This window comes from Methanobrevibacter sp., assembly GCF_045116495.1.
GTDB lineage: Archaea > Methanobacteriota > Methanobacteria > Methanobacteriales > Methanobacteriaceae > Methanocatella.
Genome location: NZ_JBGULU010000049.1, coordinates 1 through 15,095, shown reverse-complemented (window position 1 = coordinate 15,095; position 15,095 = coordinate 1). Strand labels below are relative to the sequence as shown.

The 15,095-nt window shown below is 33.9% G+C and carries 17 protein-coding genes; 12 read left to right on the top strand and 5 right to left on the bottom strand.

Features of this window, described 5'->3' with window-relative positions:
* The 8 genes from ACJMLH_RS02535 to ACJMLH_RS02500 all read left to right on the top strand — a co-directional run.
* The coding region (locus ACJMLH_RS02535) for a 4Fe-4S dicluster domain-containing protein (RefSeq protein ID WP_405274416.1) at nucleotides 1-645 on the top strand (645 nt) is incomplete at its 5' end.
* A 249-nt stretch (nucleotides 646-894) separates the two neighbouring features.
* Nucleotides 895-1,245, top strand: coding sequence for a nascent polypeptide-associated complex protein (locus ACJMLH_RS02530; RefSeq protein WP_405274418.1), 351 nt, complete (start codon nucleotides 895-897; stop codon nucleotides 1,243-1,245).
* A 5-nt stretch (nucleotides 1,246-1,250) separates the two neighbouring features.
* On the top strand, nucleotides 1,251-1,994 hold the full coding sequence (locus ACJMLH_RS02525; RefSeq protein ID WP_405274414.1) for a metallophosphoesterase family protein: 744 nt from the start codon (nucleotides 1,251-1,253) through the stop codon (nucleotides 1,992-1,994).
* A 70-nt stretch (nucleotides 1,995-2,064) separates the two neighbouring features.
* On the top strand, nucleotides 2,065-3,090 hold the full coding sequence (locus ACJMLH_RS02520) for an NYN domain-containing protein (RefSeq protein WP_405274412.1): 1,026 nt from the start codon (nucleotides 2,065-2,067) through the stop codon (nucleotides 3,088-3,090).
* Nucleotides 3,083-4,285: a hypothetical protein gene (locus ACJMLH_RS02515; RefSeq protein WP_405274410.1), complete on the top strand. Its 1,203-nt coding sequence runs from the start codon at nucleotides 3,083-3,085 to the stop codon at nucleotides 4,283-4,285. Before ACJMLH_RS02520 ends, ACJMLH_RS02515 begins: the two co-directional genes overlap by 8 nt.
* Before the next feature lie 18 nt (nucleotides 4,286-4,303).
* Nucleotides 4,304-4,723: a hypothetical protein gene (locus ACJMLH_RS02510; protein ID WP_405274408.1), complete on the top strand. Its 420-nt coding sequence runs from the start codon at nucleotides 4,304-4,306 to the stop codon at nucleotides 4,721-4,723.
* Between the two features lie 18 nt (nucleotides 4,724-4,741).
* Nucleotides 4,742-5,965, top strand: a complete 1,224-nt coding sequence (gene argJ, locus ACJMLH_RS02505) for a bifunctional ornithine acetyltransferase/N-acetylglutamate synthase (RefSeq protein WP_405274406.1) — start codon at nucleotides 4,742-4,744, stop codon at nucleotides 5,963-5,965.
* A gap of 307 nt (nucleotides 5,966-6,272) precedes the next feature.
* On the top strand, nucleotides 6,273-6,863 hold the full coding sequence (locus ACJMLH_RS02500) for a class I SAM-dependent methyltransferase (RefSeq protein ID WP_405274404.1): 591 nt from the start codon (nucleotides 6,273-6,275) through the stop codon (nucleotides 6,861-6,863).
* Nucleotides 6,864-6,942: 79 nt separating this feature from the next.
* Here ACJMLH_RS02500 and ACJMLH_RS02495 read toward each other — a convergent pair whose 3' ends face one another.
* Entirely contained in the window at nucleotides 6,943-8,127 is a 1,185-nt protein-coding gene (locus tag ACJMLH_RS02495; protein ID WP_405274402.1) for a coenzyme F420-0:L-glutamate ligase, read from the bottom strand.
* 165 nt (nucleotides 8,128-8,292) lie between these two features.
* Here ACJMLH_RS02495 and ACJMLH_RS02490 point away from each other — a divergent pair, with 165 nt between their 5' ends.
* The 3 genes from ACJMLH_RS02490 to ACJMLH_RS02480 are packed head-to-tail and all read left to right on the top strand — an operon-like array spanning nucleotide 8,293 to nucleotide 10,608.
* Nucleotides 8,293-8,892 (top strand): class I SAM-dependent methyltransferase, encoded by a 600-nt coding sequence (locus tag ACJMLH_RS02490; protein WP_405274400.1) that lies wholly within the window; start codon nucleotides 8,293-8,295, stop codon nucleotides 8,890-8,892.
* The gene (locus tag ACJMLH_RS02485) at nucleotides 8,889-9,599 is read left to right on the top strand and encodes a 2-C-methyl-D-erythritol 4-phosphate cytidylyltransferase (RefSeq protein WP_405274398.1); all 711 of its coding nucleotides are present in this window, start codon (nucleotides 8,889-8,891) and stop codon (nucleotides 9,597-9,599) included. Before ACJMLH_RS02490 ends, ACJMLH_RS02485 begins: the two co-directional genes overlap by 4 nt.
* The gene (locus ACJMLH_RS02480; RefSeq protein ID WP_405274396.1) at nucleotides 9,592-10,608 is read left to right on the top strand and encodes an alcohol dehydrogenase catalytic domain-containing protein; all 1,017 of its coding nucleotides are present in this window, start codon (nucleotides 9,592-9,594) and stop codon (nucleotides 10,606-10,608) included. The genes ACJMLH_RS02485 and ACJMLH_RS02480 overlap by 8 nt, the downstream gene beginning before the upstream one ends.
* Here ACJMLH_RS02480 and ACJMLH_RS02475 read toward each other — a convergent pair whose 3' ends face one another.
* The 3 genes from ACJMLH_RS02475 to ACJMLH_RS02465 form a co-directional block, all read right to left on the bottom strand.
* Nucleotides 10,609-11,136: a hypothetical protein gene (locus ACJMLH_RS02475; protein ID WP_405274394.1), complete on the bottom strand. Its 528-nt coding sequence runs from the start codon at nucleotides 11,134-11,136 to the stop codon at nucleotides 10,609-10,611.
* Nucleotides 11,137-11,354: 218 nt separating this feature from the next.
* Nucleotides 11,355-12,719: an MATE family efflux transporter gene (locus tag ACJMLH_RS02470; RefSeq protein ID WP_405274392.1), complete on the bottom strand. Its 1,365-nt coding sequence runs from the start codon at nucleotides 12,717-12,719 to the stop codon at nucleotides 11,355-11,357.
* A gap of 8 nt (nucleotides 12,720-12,727) precedes the next feature.
* Entirely contained in the window at nucleotides 12,728-13,171 is a 444-nt protein-coding gene (locus ACJMLH_RS02465; RefSeq protein WP_405274390.1) for a MarR family winged helix-turn-helix transcriptional regulator, read from the bottom strand.
* 123 nt (nucleotides 13,172-13,294) lie between these two features.
* On the opposite strand from ACJMLH_RS02465, the gene ACJMLH_RS02460 reads away from it, so the two are divergent.
* Nucleotides 13,295-13,621, top strand: coding sequence for a hypothetical protein (locus ACJMLH_RS02460; RefSeq protein ID WP_405274388.1), 327 nt, complete (start codon nucleotides 13,295-13,297; stop codon nucleotides 13,619-13,621).
* 36 nt (nucleotides 13,622-13,657) lie between these two features.
* Here the strand turns inward: ACJMLH_RS02460 and ACJMLH_RS02455 are convergent.
* Nucleotides 13,658-15,095, bottom strand: a 1,438-nt coding sequence (locus ACJMLH_RS02455; RefSeq protein ID WP_405274386.1) for a YhgE/Pip domain-containing protein, incomplete at its 5' end; no start/stop codon positions are given.

Below are 15,095 nucleotides of genomic sequence, written 5' to 3'. Positions count from 1 at the left end.
CAAATAAATTATCTTGACTGGGAAGATGATGGAATCCAATCAAAAAAGTGTTTGGAAATTGCAAAAAAATATGATAAGCAAGTAATGATTATGGAACCTTATAAAGGAGGATTTTTAGCAGATGTGCCTAAAGAAGCAGAAAAGCTAATGAAAGATTATAATCCAGACAGGTCTGTTGTTTCCTGGGCAATGAGGTTTGTAGCTAATCTGGATGCCTGTGTTGTTTTGACAGGTGCAAGTAGCTTGGAGCAGCTTGAAAACAATATCTGGGAAATTAAAAATGCAGATCCGTTGAATGATGAGGAATTGAAGATCATCGAAGAGGTTTCAGAGATTATTAACAGTAATATTACCGTAGACTGTACAAAATGCAGATATTGTGTTGATTCATGTTCTGAAGATATTGACATTGCAAAAATCTTTGATTTGTATAATAAGGAAAAGATGCTGGATGATAAAACTGGATGGACTCAGTATGGAAATGCTTATTTGAATTATTCAAAACTTCCCGATGTCGGGATAGCTTCTGACTGTATTGAATGCGAGCTATGTATTGAGGAATGCCCTCAGCAAATTAACATTCCTGAAGTATTAAAGGATGTTGCTGAGATTTTTGAAACTGAAGGTTACGGTTTTGAAAATTAATGAAAAACTTTTAAAGTGTTTTAAATACGAATTTAAAACACATTAATTCTTATTTTTATTCTGTTCATTATCACGGCATTTTCATTGTTAATTTGCTTGGGGTTTGTGATTATGAAGATATGCAAATTGTAAATGAAGACGCATATTTCTGTCCCGATTGGAATTTTTTTTAGTTGATATACTTTAAGTTAATTTTAATAGTAATTAAAAATATAATTATTAATAGTTAATTGATTGAAGGTTTTTGACATGATACCTGGTATGAACAAAAAACAAATGAAACAAATGGAAAGGCAAATGAAAAAAATGGGTATGAAAATGGAAGACCTTGAAGGTGTTCGTGAAGTAATTATCCGTTTTGATGATAAAGAATTGATTATTGACGATCCTAGTGTAAGTCTTATGAATGTGATGGGTCAGGAAACTTACCAGATTGACGGTAAAGCCCGTGAAGTAGAGCTTGAATATGAAATTGAAATTCCTGATGAAGATGTTGAAATGGTAGCTAACAGCGCTAATGTTTCTGAAGATGAAGCAAGAGCTGCTCTTGAAGAATGTAAAGGAGATCTTGCTGAAGCTATCCTGAAATTAAACCAATAGATAAAATGACAGTTATTGCACATATTTCCGACTTGCATGTTAGTAAGGCGGATTTTGATGAAGACGTATTTATGCAGGCAGTAGCAGAAATTAATGATCTGGCGCCTGATATGATTATCCTGACTGGGGACATAACCAATAACGGTTATTATGTGGAATATGAACAAGCAACCCGATATTTGGGAATGTTTGAAGCACCGTTATTTGCAGTTCCTGGAAACCATGATTCACGTAATTTGGGATATCAAACTTTTGAAGAGTTGATTGGTGAGAGAAGCTGGAAATTAACTTTAGGCGATAAAACTACTGTAATTGGTCTTGACAGCAGCTCTCCGGATGAAAGCCGAGGGCATGTTGGAAGCCCTCAGCATATGTGGCTGGAACATCAGTTGGATGAATGTGTAATAAATGAAAGATTTTCTATTGTGGCTTTGCACCATCATGTTATTCCAATACCTCAAACAGGAAGGGAAAGAAATGTTTTGTCTGATGCGGGTGATATTCTAAAGACTTTAACAACTCATGAGGTGGATTTGATATTATCTGGACACAAGCATGTTCCGAATATATGGAGAATAAACGATTCCATTGTTGTGAATGCAGGCTCATTATGCTCTTGTAAATTAAGAGGAAAGAATAAAAACTCATATAATGTTTATAATATTACTGACAGCGAAATAGAGATTTTTCTAAATACTGTTGGTGGAGAAAAATTGTTATTTGGAAAATATCCAAAGAATAGTTTATAATAAGTTTAAATATTAAAAGATTAAAATATAGTATACTGAATTAAATTTATAGAATAAATTAGGTGATATTATGAAAGTTGTCGTTGATGCTTCTAATGTGGCTTTTGCTGTTAAAAATGAAAATGGTCAACCACAAATGGCAAATATTATTGCTGCTGTTAAAGCTTTAGAAGAAAGTGAAGATGAGTTTGTTATTATTGCAGATGCGTCACTTCGCCATGATATTGATGATAAACAGAAATATTTAAAATTGCTGGAAAGTGAAAATGTAGAAGAAGTTCCAGCAGGTAATGATGCAGATCACTTTATTTTAGATATTGCAACTAATGAAAAAGCTAAAATATTATCTAATGATAAATTCAGAGATTATGCTGCTGAATTTAGAAATATTTCCTCAATGAGAATTCCATTTATAATAGAAAACGGAAGATTAACATTCGGAAAACCAAACAAACCTAAAAAAGATAAAAACATACTTCAACACATTTGTGAAGAGATTATAAAAGAACTTACCTTTAAAAAATGGGAAATATACACAGGTAAGGAAGGTTTGGAAATTTCACCCTTGAATATAGCCAAACAGGCAATTATTCGTATTGACAATGAAAATAATGCAGAATCCAAACTTGAAAATATCTTTTCAAAAATACCTATGTTCAATAAGATTGTAGCAATGGTTGACGATGTTGAAATCGCTGCTCCGTATGTTATCTTCGTATTGGTTCATCCTAAAGATTATAAACTTGCAGTTAAAAATGCAGGCAATATTTCAGTTACTATTGCAGACAGATTAGGTCTTGAGAAAAAACCTTTAATTGCTGTACGTAATGATTTGTTCACTAAACCTGGTAATTTTGAATTGAATATCCTACTTGCAGATGAAGTGACTGAAAATGCGCCATATAACATTTTAGTTCGTGTAAGTGCACATGATGAAGTATTCATTAAGAGAAACTCTAGAAATATTGCAAGTACTATAGCCGGCAGGCTAGGGTCTTGGAAGTTTCCGTTTGTATCAGTCAAACCTGATATGCTTTTAGAAAGACCAGGAGAATTCGAAATAGAACTTGAAAGAGGAGATGCTTTCGATGACTAGTTTCTTAACCAAGGCCTTGATTAAGTTTACAACCAAACTTAATCCTATTGCTGTCGGGACTAAATTTTTTCCGACAAACACTCTTGAAACTGAATATGTTGAGTTATTCAATTATACTCAAACTATTCTTTTTGAGCTTGAAAAGGCAGAAATTACTTCAGATTCAATTTTAGAGAATCTTATTCGTGATGTTGGAGCAGAAAACATTCCTAAAGATTATGATTTTTATGAACTGACTCCTGCCGAAAATAAGGTAGAGGAATATGCTTTAGTCAGCAATATTATCATGGGTAGTGATCGTTATTTTTACATTGAACTTCAAAATCCTTCTAATCTGATTAATGTTTTCGTGAAAATTATCCAAAATGAGAAAGGAGAAATTGTGGAAAAAACAGCTACTGAGCTTGTTGCAAAAATGTTAAGCAAAAATGATGCAATTCGTGTAGCTATTGAACTCATTGGAATTGGACTTTCTGAAGGAATTCAGGTTATTTCAGCAGTTGGAATGACCGGTGCCGCTGCAATTGAAAGAGCCATTCATTATACTCAGAATGTTGGAAGTTTTCCCGGAATCGCATTTACAAAACTAGGTGGGGAATATGCTCTGGTATTTGATTCTCCATTTCTGCTTCAGGAATCTCATCCTGTAGATTTAGAAAATTATTTATTCATTGATTTAATTGATTCTACTAAATTCATTGATAAACATGGTAGGACCCAACTTGTTGACCTTATGACTGGAATAAAAAATTTCATCGAAACTGAATGTGATGGTGAATTGGAAGGTTATAGGGAAGGTGGAGATGATTTTATAGCAAGATTCCCATCCAAAGACCTTGCTATCCGTGCGGGGCTTGATGCAGCATGGTTTGCATTGGATAATGGTGCTAAAATTAGAGCAGGTGTCGGCAGAAGTAGACGTGAAGCTGGTGAGAGAGCTCAACTGGTTGACAGTCTTGAATCAACTTCTCCGCTGTCATTAGTTGTATTTGAATTGGCTAATGGTTTATATGCTTATAACATTCCATCAGAATTTACAAGAACATTAATTAATTTAATTGAAAATGAAAAAGCTAAATTGATTGGTGTTTTCGCATTTGTATTCATTTTCGTATACGTAATGTCTATTTTGGGACTTGGCGTATTCGCGTTTGTTGGAATAATTTTAGCTCTGGTATATGCATTTATAGCGTAAAATTAAAGAGAAGTTAGCATGAGACGAAAAAAGGATAATAAGAGAGTTTTAAGGCGAGGTAATGGTAATAATAATAAACGTAATCGCCGAACTCCACACGTATCTATTAAAGATAGACATATTAACCATAATAGAAATAATAATGTTAGAAAAGAGAAAAAACGTAGTGGAAAAACTGTTTTATTAATGATCTTAGTATTGGTCGCATTTATCGTCGGTGCGGGAGCAGGAATTCTTTTGAGCTTTGATGATGGAAGTTCTGATCAAAATGAAACTCATTATGAAAATGTTACTGTTGAAATGACAACTAACCTAAATGAGTCAAATAATGTAATTTTTGAAGAAGCGGATCATGTGGATTTTAATGAAAACCAATCCTCTGCAATATTGGATGCGGATAAAAATCCGTATTATAACAAGAAAGATGAAACTCATTGATTTACATATGTGATTTTTATGGATTATATTAGAAACCTTGATGGAGGATTTTCAGTAATAGAAAATCTTAAAGTATCTGGAGCACGTGAAGGAAAATTTGGAGTAAGTATTATAGTTTGTCCTAATAGTACTGCCTCTGGAGTATTCACTTCAAATAAAGTTGTTGCGGCTCCAGTCAGATATACAAAAGATGTACTAAAAAATGGAATTGTTTCAGCCGTTTTTGTAAATAGTGGAAATGCTAATTGTTTTACTGGAGAGCAAGGATTTAAAGACTGTGAAACATTGGTTGAATTGGTTTCTCAGGATTTAAAAATACCTAAAGAAGAAATAGCAATATCTTCAACTGGAGTCATTGGTCGTGAAATGCCAATCGATACTATTTCCAAGGTTGCTTATGAATCTCTTTCTAAATTGGGCAATGGTCCTGAAAACTCCCTTGCTGCTGCAAAGGCGATTATGACAACAGATACTTTTCCAAAAGAATGTGCCGTTGAAGTTACATTAACAACTGGCGAGGTAGTTAAAATTGCGGGCATTACAAAAGGAAGTGGTATGATTGCTCCTAATATGGGTACAATGTTGTCTTTCATTGTAACTGATGCAATAATTCCTGCAAATGAGATTAATAAAGCATTAAAACATGCGGCAGACATTAGTTTTAATATGATAGTTGTTGATGGTGATGAAAGTACAAACGATACCTGTTTGCTAATGGCTAATGGAGCTTCAGGAGTTGAAGTTGTAAAAGATGGAAAACTTGATTCCAATTTCCAGGAAGCCTTAAATTACCTCTGCATAGATCTTGCTAAAAAAATGGCCAGGGATGGTGAAGGAGCTACCAAATTCATTGAAGCAAATGTTTGCGGTGCAAAGGATTTAAATGATGCAAGGCTAGCTGCCAAATCAATCATATCTTCAAGTCTTTTTAAATCTGCAGTATTTGGTGGCGATCCGAATTGGGGAAGGATTGTATCAGCAATTGGGTATTCCGGTTGTGATTTAAATCCTGATATAGTAACAATAGCTATTGCGGATGATGCTGATGAAGTTGATTTGGTTAAACATGGTGAAATATTGGCATTTGAAGATACACCATATCTTGAAAGAGCTGAAAAAATTATGCAATCCAAAAATGTCATTGTCAATATTGACTTGGACTTAGGTGAGGCTGAAGCTACAGCTTGGGGTTGTGATTTAACTTACGATTATGTCAAAATCAACGCAGAATACACTACTTAAAGAAAAGTTTAAATATATTAAAAACAAATATTTTTATGTTATACAATAATTCTAACATTTTAATGATTAACTTGAAGGAGGGGAAATAATGGCAAAAGTTAAAGGAACTAATAAAAGGACCAGACCAAAAAGAAGTTATACTAAACCTGGTAGTAAAAGAGGAAGAGGAGTAAAACAAACCTGGAAAAAATAATCCTCTTATAACTTTTTTTTATTATTTTTAACTATTTTCAACCGATATTCACACCACATCATTTTGATAATAATTATATACTATTTTTTATAGACTATTTATTAGGTGAAATTTATGAATGGTCACAGAGCACATGGATTTTCAAGTGCATTATTTTTAGACTCAGATGAAATTTTGGGAGAATTGGATCTTAAAGGTGATGAAGTATTTATGGACGCCGGTTGCGGTGATGGTCACAATGCAATCAAAGTCGTTGAAGAATATCTTCCAAACGGAACTGTCTATGCAGTAGATGTTTATGATGCATCTATTGAAGATATGGAAACTTATAAGAAAGAAAATGATGTAATAAATCTCATCAACATTGAAGCAGACATTACAGAAGGCATTCCTGGTGTTGATGATGAATCTATTGATGTTATTTTGATGGTTAATGTTTTCCATGGATTCAAGGCATCTAGAAAAATTGATGAAGCCATAACTGAATTTTCAAGAATTATTAAAAAAGATGGTAAAATTGCAATTATGGACTACAAAGCTTGGGATGTTCCAAAAGGACCTCCAACCCCTGTGAGAAGTTCTCCTGAAGAGATGGAAGGATACTTTGCAAAACATGGTCTTAAAAAGATTTATTTAAATGAAGAAATAGGTGAAGATATTCCTCAAGGCAAATCTCACTATTTAATAATGTTTCAAAAAGAATAATTTTGTTTAAATGGGGATTCAATTCCCTATTTGCTTTTTTTGTAGATTTTAAAAAAATAAAAAGAGAAGGGTTCGAAATTTAGTCGTTAGCTAAATTATCGAAGTATCCTTGTATGAAAATAACTGGTGTTCCTTTATCTCCGGAACCGCTTGTTAAATCACATAATGATCCGATTAGGTCTGTCAATACTCTTGGTGTGGTTCCTTCGGTAATCATTTGTCCAGTTAGATTTTCAGCTTTATGTTTTATTTCGTCTATGATTGCTTCTTTTAATTCATCACCTTTGAGGTCTGCGAATTTATTATCGGAAACATATTTTAATTTGATTTCATTTGGATATCCTACTAATCCGCTGGTGTGCGCTGGTGAAACAACAGGGTCTGCAAGTTCCCAGATTTTTCCAACAGGGTCTTTGAATGCTCCGTCACCGTAAACCATTACTTCTATTTGTTTTCCGGTGAGTTCTATTAATCTTTTTTGTACTTCGTTGACTACTTTGTCTCCGGTTCTAGGGAATAGTTTTAGTTTTTCTTCTGTTGCTTTGTTGGAGCCGAGAAGTCCGTAGTCAGGATTGCATCCGGAGTCTCCGATTGGTTCTGTTAATATTTGGTGAAGGCCGTATACATTAGCACCTTCATCCTTAAGTAATTTTACTGTTTTTTCCCTTGTGTGAATGTCACAGGTCAAGACGTCTTTGTTATAATCAAGGATTGTTTTTATGTCATTTGAGAAGACGAATTCCACTTCACAGTCTTCACTTTCAATCAGTTCTCTGTAAAAATCAATCATGTTAATTCCGGTGAATGGGTGTATCCATGAACCGAATGTTTCATAGTATTCTTTTTCAGAGATTATACTTCCTAAGTTGTATTTGCTTGCGTTTAAAAGGTGTTCGTCCAAAATTCCGTTTCCTACTTCGTCTGCAGGGAATGATGTTAGTAATGTGATTTTGTCCATTCCTCTTGCGATACCTTTTAAAATTATTGAGAATCTGTTTCTGCTTAAAATAGGGTTTACTACTCCAATGTTTTTGGATGGGAATTTATTTTGCAAATCTTCAGCAACGTCATCTACGGTTACGTAATTTCCTTCTGAAATACCTACTACCGCTTCTGTTATTGCAACAATATCTTTATCTCTGAATTCAAATCCTTCACTTTCTTTTGCAGCCATCAATGAATCTATAACTATTGTGACTAAATCATCATTTTCTTTAATAATTGGTGTCCTTATACCACGTACAACAGTACCAACGCATCTCATTTTTCATGCTCCTAAAAACTATAAATGGTTATGTTAAACTAAACTAATAACCCATATATTTTATATTGTTTTAATTATTTATAGTTAAGTTTTATTTTTCAGTTTGTTGAAAATTATTAAATACTATTTTTTAAAGATTATTATTAATGAAGATGTGGTGATATTGTGCAGGAACATAAACATCATGCAAAATCAAGTATAAAATTTCTGGATTCTGATGAGATATTAAGTCAATTGGACCTCAAAGGAAATGAGGTTTTTATGGATGCCGGTTGTGGGGATGGCCACATTGCCATAAAAGCCATCGAAGATTATCTTCCAGATGGATTGGCCTATGCAGTAGATAATTATGAACCGTCTATTGAAGAACTGGAAGAGTACAAGGCTGAAAACAACCTTGAAAATTTAATCAACATTAACGCAGACATTACCTCAGATATGGCTCAGATTGAAGATAACTCTATTGACATGATTTTCATGCTTAATGTGGTTCATGGTTTTAAGGCCTCCGGAAATATGGATGATGTTGTTGAAAATTTATTAAGAATTCTTAAAACTAATGGAAAATTTGCAATAGTGGAATTTAGGCCTATTGAATGGTCATTCGGACCTCCTGTTGAAATTAAATATGCTCCCGAAGAATTGGAAAGCATATTTATTAAGTTCGGATTTAAAAAAGTTTATTTGAATGAGGATTTGGGTCTGGAAGGTCCTGACGGTAAATCCCACTATTTGATTATTTTTGAAAAGGAGTCAGCTAAATGATTTTTGCAGCTATTTTGGCAGGTGGAATCGGATCTAGAATGGGAGGAACAGATACTCCTAAGCAATTTCTGGATTTGGGCGATAAGCCTGTTATTATTCATACTATCGAAAAATTTGTAATTAACAGTAAAATTGATAAGATTATTGTTTTAACACCTCAAAATTTCATTAATCATACAAATCATTTAATTCATGAATATATTGGTGAAAATGAGGATATTATTGTTATTGAAGGTGGAGTGACCAGAAATGATACTTTAATGAACTCTATAAGTTATATTGAGGAGAATTTTGGAATTGATGATGAATCAGTTATCATTACTCATGATTCAGTACGTCCTTTTGTGACTCATAGAATTATTGAAGACAATATAGATGCTGCAAAAAGATATGGTGCTTGTGATACTGTTGTTCCCGCTACAGACACAATTGTGGAAAGCATCAATGGAGCAACCATCAGCAGTATTCCTGTACGTGATTATTATTACCAAGGCCAGACACCACAGAGCTTCAATATAAAAAAACTTTTCAATTTAATCACTAGTTTAACAGAAGAGGAAAGTAATATTCTAACTGATGCATGTAAAATCTTCACACTTAAAGATGAAGATGTATATCTAGTTGAAGGGGAAGTGACAAATATTAAAATTACATACCCTTATGATTTGAAATTGGCAAATACAATTCTTGAGGATTCACATGATTAATATTGTTTACAGATTAAAATCTCCAAAATTCTTTGAAGAGTCAATAGATGAAATTGAGTTGGATGGTGTTGTAGTAAGGCCAACCTTTTTGTCAATCTGCCAGGCAGACCAAAGATACTATCAAGGCTCTAGGCCTGCCGAAATTTTAGATAAAAAATTGCCTATGGCATTAATCCATGAAGGAATAGGGGAAGTAGTGTTTGATGGTGAAAGTAATTTTAAATCTGGTGATAAGGTAGTGATGATTCCAAACACTCCATGCGGAGAGGATGTTTGCAGAGCCAATTATTCCTACAGCTCCAAATTCAGGGGAAGCGGGTTTGACGGATTCACCTCAGATTTAATAAAACTCGAAGCTGACAGGGTTGTAAAACTCCCTGATGATTTTAATGATTATGTTTCTGCATTTATTGAATTGATTACTGTTGCTTATCAGGGAATAACTAAATTTGAAGATATAGCAATTACTCCTAAAAGCAGATTGGGAGTATGGGGTGATGGAAACTTGGGTTTTATCACAGCATTGCTTCTAAAAGAAATCTATCCGGAGTCTAAAGTGATAGTCTTTGGAAAACATCAGGATAATCTTAATTTATTTTCCTTTGCTGATGAGATATACAGAATACATGATGTTGCGAAAGATGTGGTGATTGACCATGGATTTGAATGTGTGGGTTCAAGTGCATCACAATCAGCTATTGAACAAATAATTGATTTGATTAATCCTCAAGGAACAATTAGCTTATTCGGAGTCAGTGAATATCCGATTCCAATCAATACAAGAATGGTTCTGGAAAAAGGATTAACAATTCAAGGAAATAGTCGGTCTGAAAGGGAAGATTTTGAAGGAGTGGTAAGGCTCCTTGAAAAAAATCCGCAATTATTTGATTATTTGGAAAAGTTAATTACCAATATATGTGAAATAAACTCTCTCAATGACTTAAAAGTGGCATTTGATAAAGATTCAATTTCTAAATTTGGTAAAACAATTCTGAAGTGGAATAAATAGTTAATAATTTAGTCTATTAACTATTTTGATGTATTCCATTAAATAATAATGCCTTTCTTCTGCTTTACACCATTTATGAAGTTTTGCCAGTGCCTGTAAATCATTATCATCAGGCATTATGTTAGCTCTTATTTTTTCTTTAATTCCATCTAAGATGATTTTACACGGATCTTCATTTATACAGGCTAATTTGATGGTAAATGATGAATCTGATTTTATTTCAAATTCTCTAACGCAAATGTCGATATTTTTTGGGCAGAGAAGATATATTGAAATGTGCTGTCCGTATTTTTCATATGCCTCTTCAGCAAATTCGACGAATTTTACAAGTTCCTCCTCGGTAAAGTTTTCCTGCTGGATATCTAAATAAATGAAATCTCCATCGGAATTTATTAAAATATCGTCATCATCAGGGATATTGCAGTTAATTCTCAAATCTCCGACTTTAACATGGGATACTATTTTTTTGTGGTCATCAAATGTTTCTTTAATTATCTTTGCCCTTAAATTAAAATCTTCTGTTTTCATGATAACACCTTTAAATTTAATTTGTATTCCCTATATTTATTTTAAAAGTTAATAAATTAGTAAGTTTCAAATTAAAGCAATTTAAAGGTATTAAATCAATTTTTATGGTGGATTGCAATAGTTTTTTATGAGGGCATTTTTAAATCTTGAAATCAATGGTGGTTTTTGGTTGTGTATTGGACAATTAAAAAAAGAAAATTAATTAAGAGTTTCAACTCTTAATTTCCAAATATTGTCCGTATTCTTTTTATTTCATATCTTGCAAAGACATAGTTTAAAATACTGGCAATTGCTCTTCCAATACATAATCCCAGCCAGATTCCGACAAGTCCCCAATTGAAGACAAATACGAATACATTGATTAAAGGGACTACAAACAGGATTTCTCTTAAAATTGTAAACATTAGGCTATATGTTCCTTTTCCAATTCCTTGATAGAAAAAGCTTGATGGTATTCCTATACCTGTTAAAATTAAACATGGACAAACGAGTTGCAGATATTCTGCAATTCCAGGAACCAGATTGGCAGTTTCGGGAGTGTATGCAAATATTGTCGCCAGAGGAGTTGCAAAAATAACTAATATTAATGTAATGGCTGTTCCTAAACCTAAGCTGAATTTTGCACCAAATTTATGTGCTCTGGATAGGTAATCACCATTACGGGCACCATATGCACTTCCGGATACTGCAATAACTGCAGATCCAATAGCTGTAAGGGGCATTATCGCAAATAGGTATAATCTTTGGCCTGATGTAAATGTTGCAATACCATAGTCTCCTCCAATCATTGCAATTATAATTAAATAGATTGACATTGCAATTGCCATGATTAACATGTCGAGTGCAGATGGAATTCCAACCTTAAGGATATCTTTTGTTAATTTGGAGTCAAATTTAAAGTTTTTAAGAGTAACATCAATATATGTGTCCTTTTTAATCAGAATCCAGTATAAAATTATTATTGCTGAAATTAAAGAGCTAACGATTGTAGCAAGTGATGCACCGGCTGAACCTAAACCAAATGTATAAATGAATATCGGATCAAGTGAAGCGTTTAAAATGACTGTAGCAACTACAACATACATTGCACGTTTCATATCCCCCTCACCACGAAGGATTCCGCTGCAACCATTTCCAAACATTAAAGCTATAAGTCCTAAAAATAGAGGTGTTGCATAAGCTATTGCTTCTTTTAATGTTTGTCCTGTAGCACCATAACTTCTAAGTAAAGGTTCCTGTATAATTATAAAAATAATTGTTAATACAATTGAAGCTACTAAAAATATAAACAATGCCTGTGTCGCTGATTTGGTTGCCATCTCTTTATTTTTTGCACCAATAAATCTTGAAATGCTGCTGGTTGCCCCGTTTCCAAGGCCGACACTTGCCCCATTCAGTACCATGAAAATTGGGGTTACAAATCCAATTCCTGCAATGGCTGTTGGTCCAAGTCCTGCCACCCATATTCCATCAACGATATTGTATAATGCAGTCAGTATCATTGATATCATTATTGGAATAGCTAATTTTTTTACTGCTCTTTCAGGTTCTCCCCTCATTAATTCCACATTTTTGTTAGCCATAATAATCCCTATTCTTCAAGTATCTCTTCACTTTTTCTAGCTATTTGTCTTAACTGATTTTTTGTTTTTTCGTCTAATCTGTCAATCCCCACGATTTTTTCCCAGTTTTCCAAGTCGTTTTCCAATAAAATAGCTAGTTCCTCTCCTTTTTTTGTTGTATTTAATATGTATTTTCTTCTGTTATTTTCATCAATTTTTCTCTCGACATATTCATTATCCTCTAATTTTTTCAATGCCTTTGCTATTGTTCCTTTGCTTTGGCCGAAAATGTTTGCCAGGTCGTCTTGGGATAAGTCCCTTTTTTTATGAATTTCCATTAAATAACGACCTTCATGAACCATGTCTATGCGATTGGGATTTTCCATGGTATATTTTAGTTTATTTTTTGATATATGGTGAATTAATGAAATGAATGGCATTGAATCAAATTTGTCAAGGTTTTCGTCGTTCATGTTATCATACATTTCTTTATTGGAATTGATATATAAATGTTTCCTAGGAAACTGTTCATCGATGAACGATTTATATTCATGTTTAAATATTGGATATGTAAATAGTTATCAGTAGGTGATATTTTGGATTATGAGAAAATTATATCTGAAAAATTTCCGAATTGCAATGTAGAAGTGATAAGGCCGGATGTTTTTGAAACAGAACAGTTAATTGAATACATTACTGATGATATTGTAGTCTATAAACCTTTTACAATAATGGTTTATCGCCACATGATAAGATTTTTAATGAATGTTGGTAAAAGAGGTAAAATTTACTATTTGGATGGTTTTTCAGATGAAGACTTACAACTAATTCATGCAGGTCTTTTGAAATTCACATGGAAAAGTGATACAAAAATCAATCTATTCAAAAATTCCAACCCTGATAGGGATGTATTAGGTTTGTAATCTAAAAAAATAAGAGTAGAAGTTGATAGTCAACTTCTAGAATAATCCACTTTCTTCTAATTTTTCTTCAAAGTACTTGGATGCTTTATCTGCTTTTTCTTTAATAAGCATTGCAGCAATAACGGTTGCAATACCTATGCCTAAAAGAATAATTAAAGAAGGCCAGTAATTTGACCATACAACGCCCAACTGCGCTTCCCGTACCAGTGAAATTCCGTATGTCATCGGCAGATACGGATGCAATGCCTGGAACAATTTAGGCATAATTTCTATTGGGTAGATTCCTCCGGTTCCGGATATCTGGAATACTAAAAGAATAACTGCAACACCTTTTCCAACAGTACCGATAGCCGAAATTATGGAATATATCAGAATCATAAATACTACCGACACTAGTATCGCCGAAAGTATAAACAGAGGATAATTAGCTACATAAACTCCTAAAAGTTGTGCTCCAATAAGTGTTACACAGGCCTGAAGTATGCTTAAAATTATATAAATTAATAGTTTACCGGTATACATTTCAAATGGGGAATATGGAGTTCCTACACTTGATTTTGGTTCAATGAGTACGCAAGTAATTAAAGCACCAACCCACATGGATAATACAATATAAAATGGAGATACACTGGATCCGTAGTCAGGTACAGGGTATATTTCATGTCTGTCCAATTTTATAGGTGAGAATAAATAGTCTCCAAGTTGGGTTTCGTTAATTCCAGTAACTGATGCAAGTGAATTAGCGGATGCTGCTAATGCTCCGGATGCTGCGAATAATGCTTGTGCAGCAGAATTTCCAAGTAATTCTGCACCGGCTGCAAGACTTAATGAACCTTCTGCCATTGCAAGCGAACCGTCAGCCAATTTCGATGAACCGTCAGCTAGTAATGATGAGTTTCCCGCAAGATAGTTTGAACCTTTTGCAAGCTCGCTACTACCATTTGCAAGGGCTGCACTGTTTTTAGCATATTCTTTTATTGCTCCTTCCGGCATTAATGATGGGTCTACTGCTCCCTGCAATTCTTCTGATCCTTGTTGAACCTTATTTGCACCTTGGGATACATTTTTAGCGCCCTGTTTAATTTGTGATGAACCTTGTTTGACTGCAGCGCTTCCATTTTTAATTATTTTTTCACCTGCAGCTACCTGGCCGGCTCCCGCAGCTACCTGCGAAGCACCGGATTGAAGCAGTACTGCTCCACCGCCTAATTGGCTGGCTCCTGATGCAAGACCCTCTTGAAGTTCTCCGAGTTTACCATATGCGGCAAGGTCTATTAATTCAACAATTTTTGCATTAAGGGATGTATAAATAGCATTAGCACCGGCGTCAGTTAATCTGCTGGCGACTGGATTTGCTTTAATGTTTACAACATATTCCAGTTTTGCTTGCTTTGGATTGTCCCCGGTAATCGAAACGATGTTCTCACTTAAATTCTTCGGTATCACGATTCCCGCGTAATAATCTCCCTTATTG

Bases quoted from the DNA above. Each gene is read 5' to 3' on its own strand.
- ACJMLH_RS02530 (WP_405274418.1), top strand. From the start codon at position 895: ATGATACCTGGTATGAACAAAAAACAAATGAAACAAATGGAAAGGCAA.
- ACJMLH_RS02525 (WP_405274414.1), top strand. From the start codon at position 1,251: ATGACAGTTATTGCACATATTTCCGACTTGCATGTTAGTAAGGCGGAT.
- ACJMLH_RS02520 (WP_405274412.1), top strand. From the start codon at position 2,065: ATGAAAGTTGTCGTTGATGCTTCTAATGTGGCTTTTGCTGTTAAAAAT.
- ACJMLH_RS02515 (WP_405274410.1), top strand. From the start codon at position 3,083: ATGACTAGTTTCTTAACCAAGGCCTTGATTAAGTTTACAACCAAACTT.
- ACJMLH_RS02510 (WP_405274408.1), top strand. From the start codon at position 4,304: ATGAGACGAAAAAAGGATAATAAGAGAGTTTTAAGGCGAGGTAATGGT.
- argJ (WP_405274406.1), top strand. From the start codon at position 4,742: ATGGATTATATTAGAAACCTTGATGGAGGATTTTCAGTAATAGAAAAT.
- ACJMLH_RS02500 (WP_405274404.1), top strand. From the start codon at position 6,273: ATGAATGGTCACAGAGCACATGGATTTTCAAGTGCATTATTTTTAGAC.
- ACJMLH_RS02495 (WP_405274402.1), bottom strand. From the start codon at position 8,127: ATGAGATGCGTTGGTACTGTTGTACGTGGTATAAGGACACCAATTATT.
- ACJMLH_RS02485 (WP_405274398.1), top strand. From the start codon at position 8,889: ATGATTTTTGCAGCTATTTTGGCAGGTGGAATCGGATCTAGAATGGGA.
- ACJMLH_RS02480 (WP_405274396.1), top strand. From the start codon at position 9,592: ATGATTAATATTGTTTACAGATTAAAATCTCCAAAATTCTTTGAAGAG.
- ACJMLH_RS02475 (WP_405274394.1), bottom strand. From the start codon at position 11,136: ATGAAAACAGAAGATTTTAATTTAAGGGCAAAGATAATTAAAGAAACA.
- ACJMLH_RS02470 (WP_405274392.1), bottom strand. From the start codon at position 12,719: ATGGCTAACAAAAATGTGGAATTAATGAGGGGAGAACCTGAAAGAGCA.
- ACJMLH_RS02465 (WP_405274390.1), bottom strand. From the start codon at position 13,171: ATGAACGACGAAAACCTTGACAAATTTGATTCAATGCCATTCATTTCA.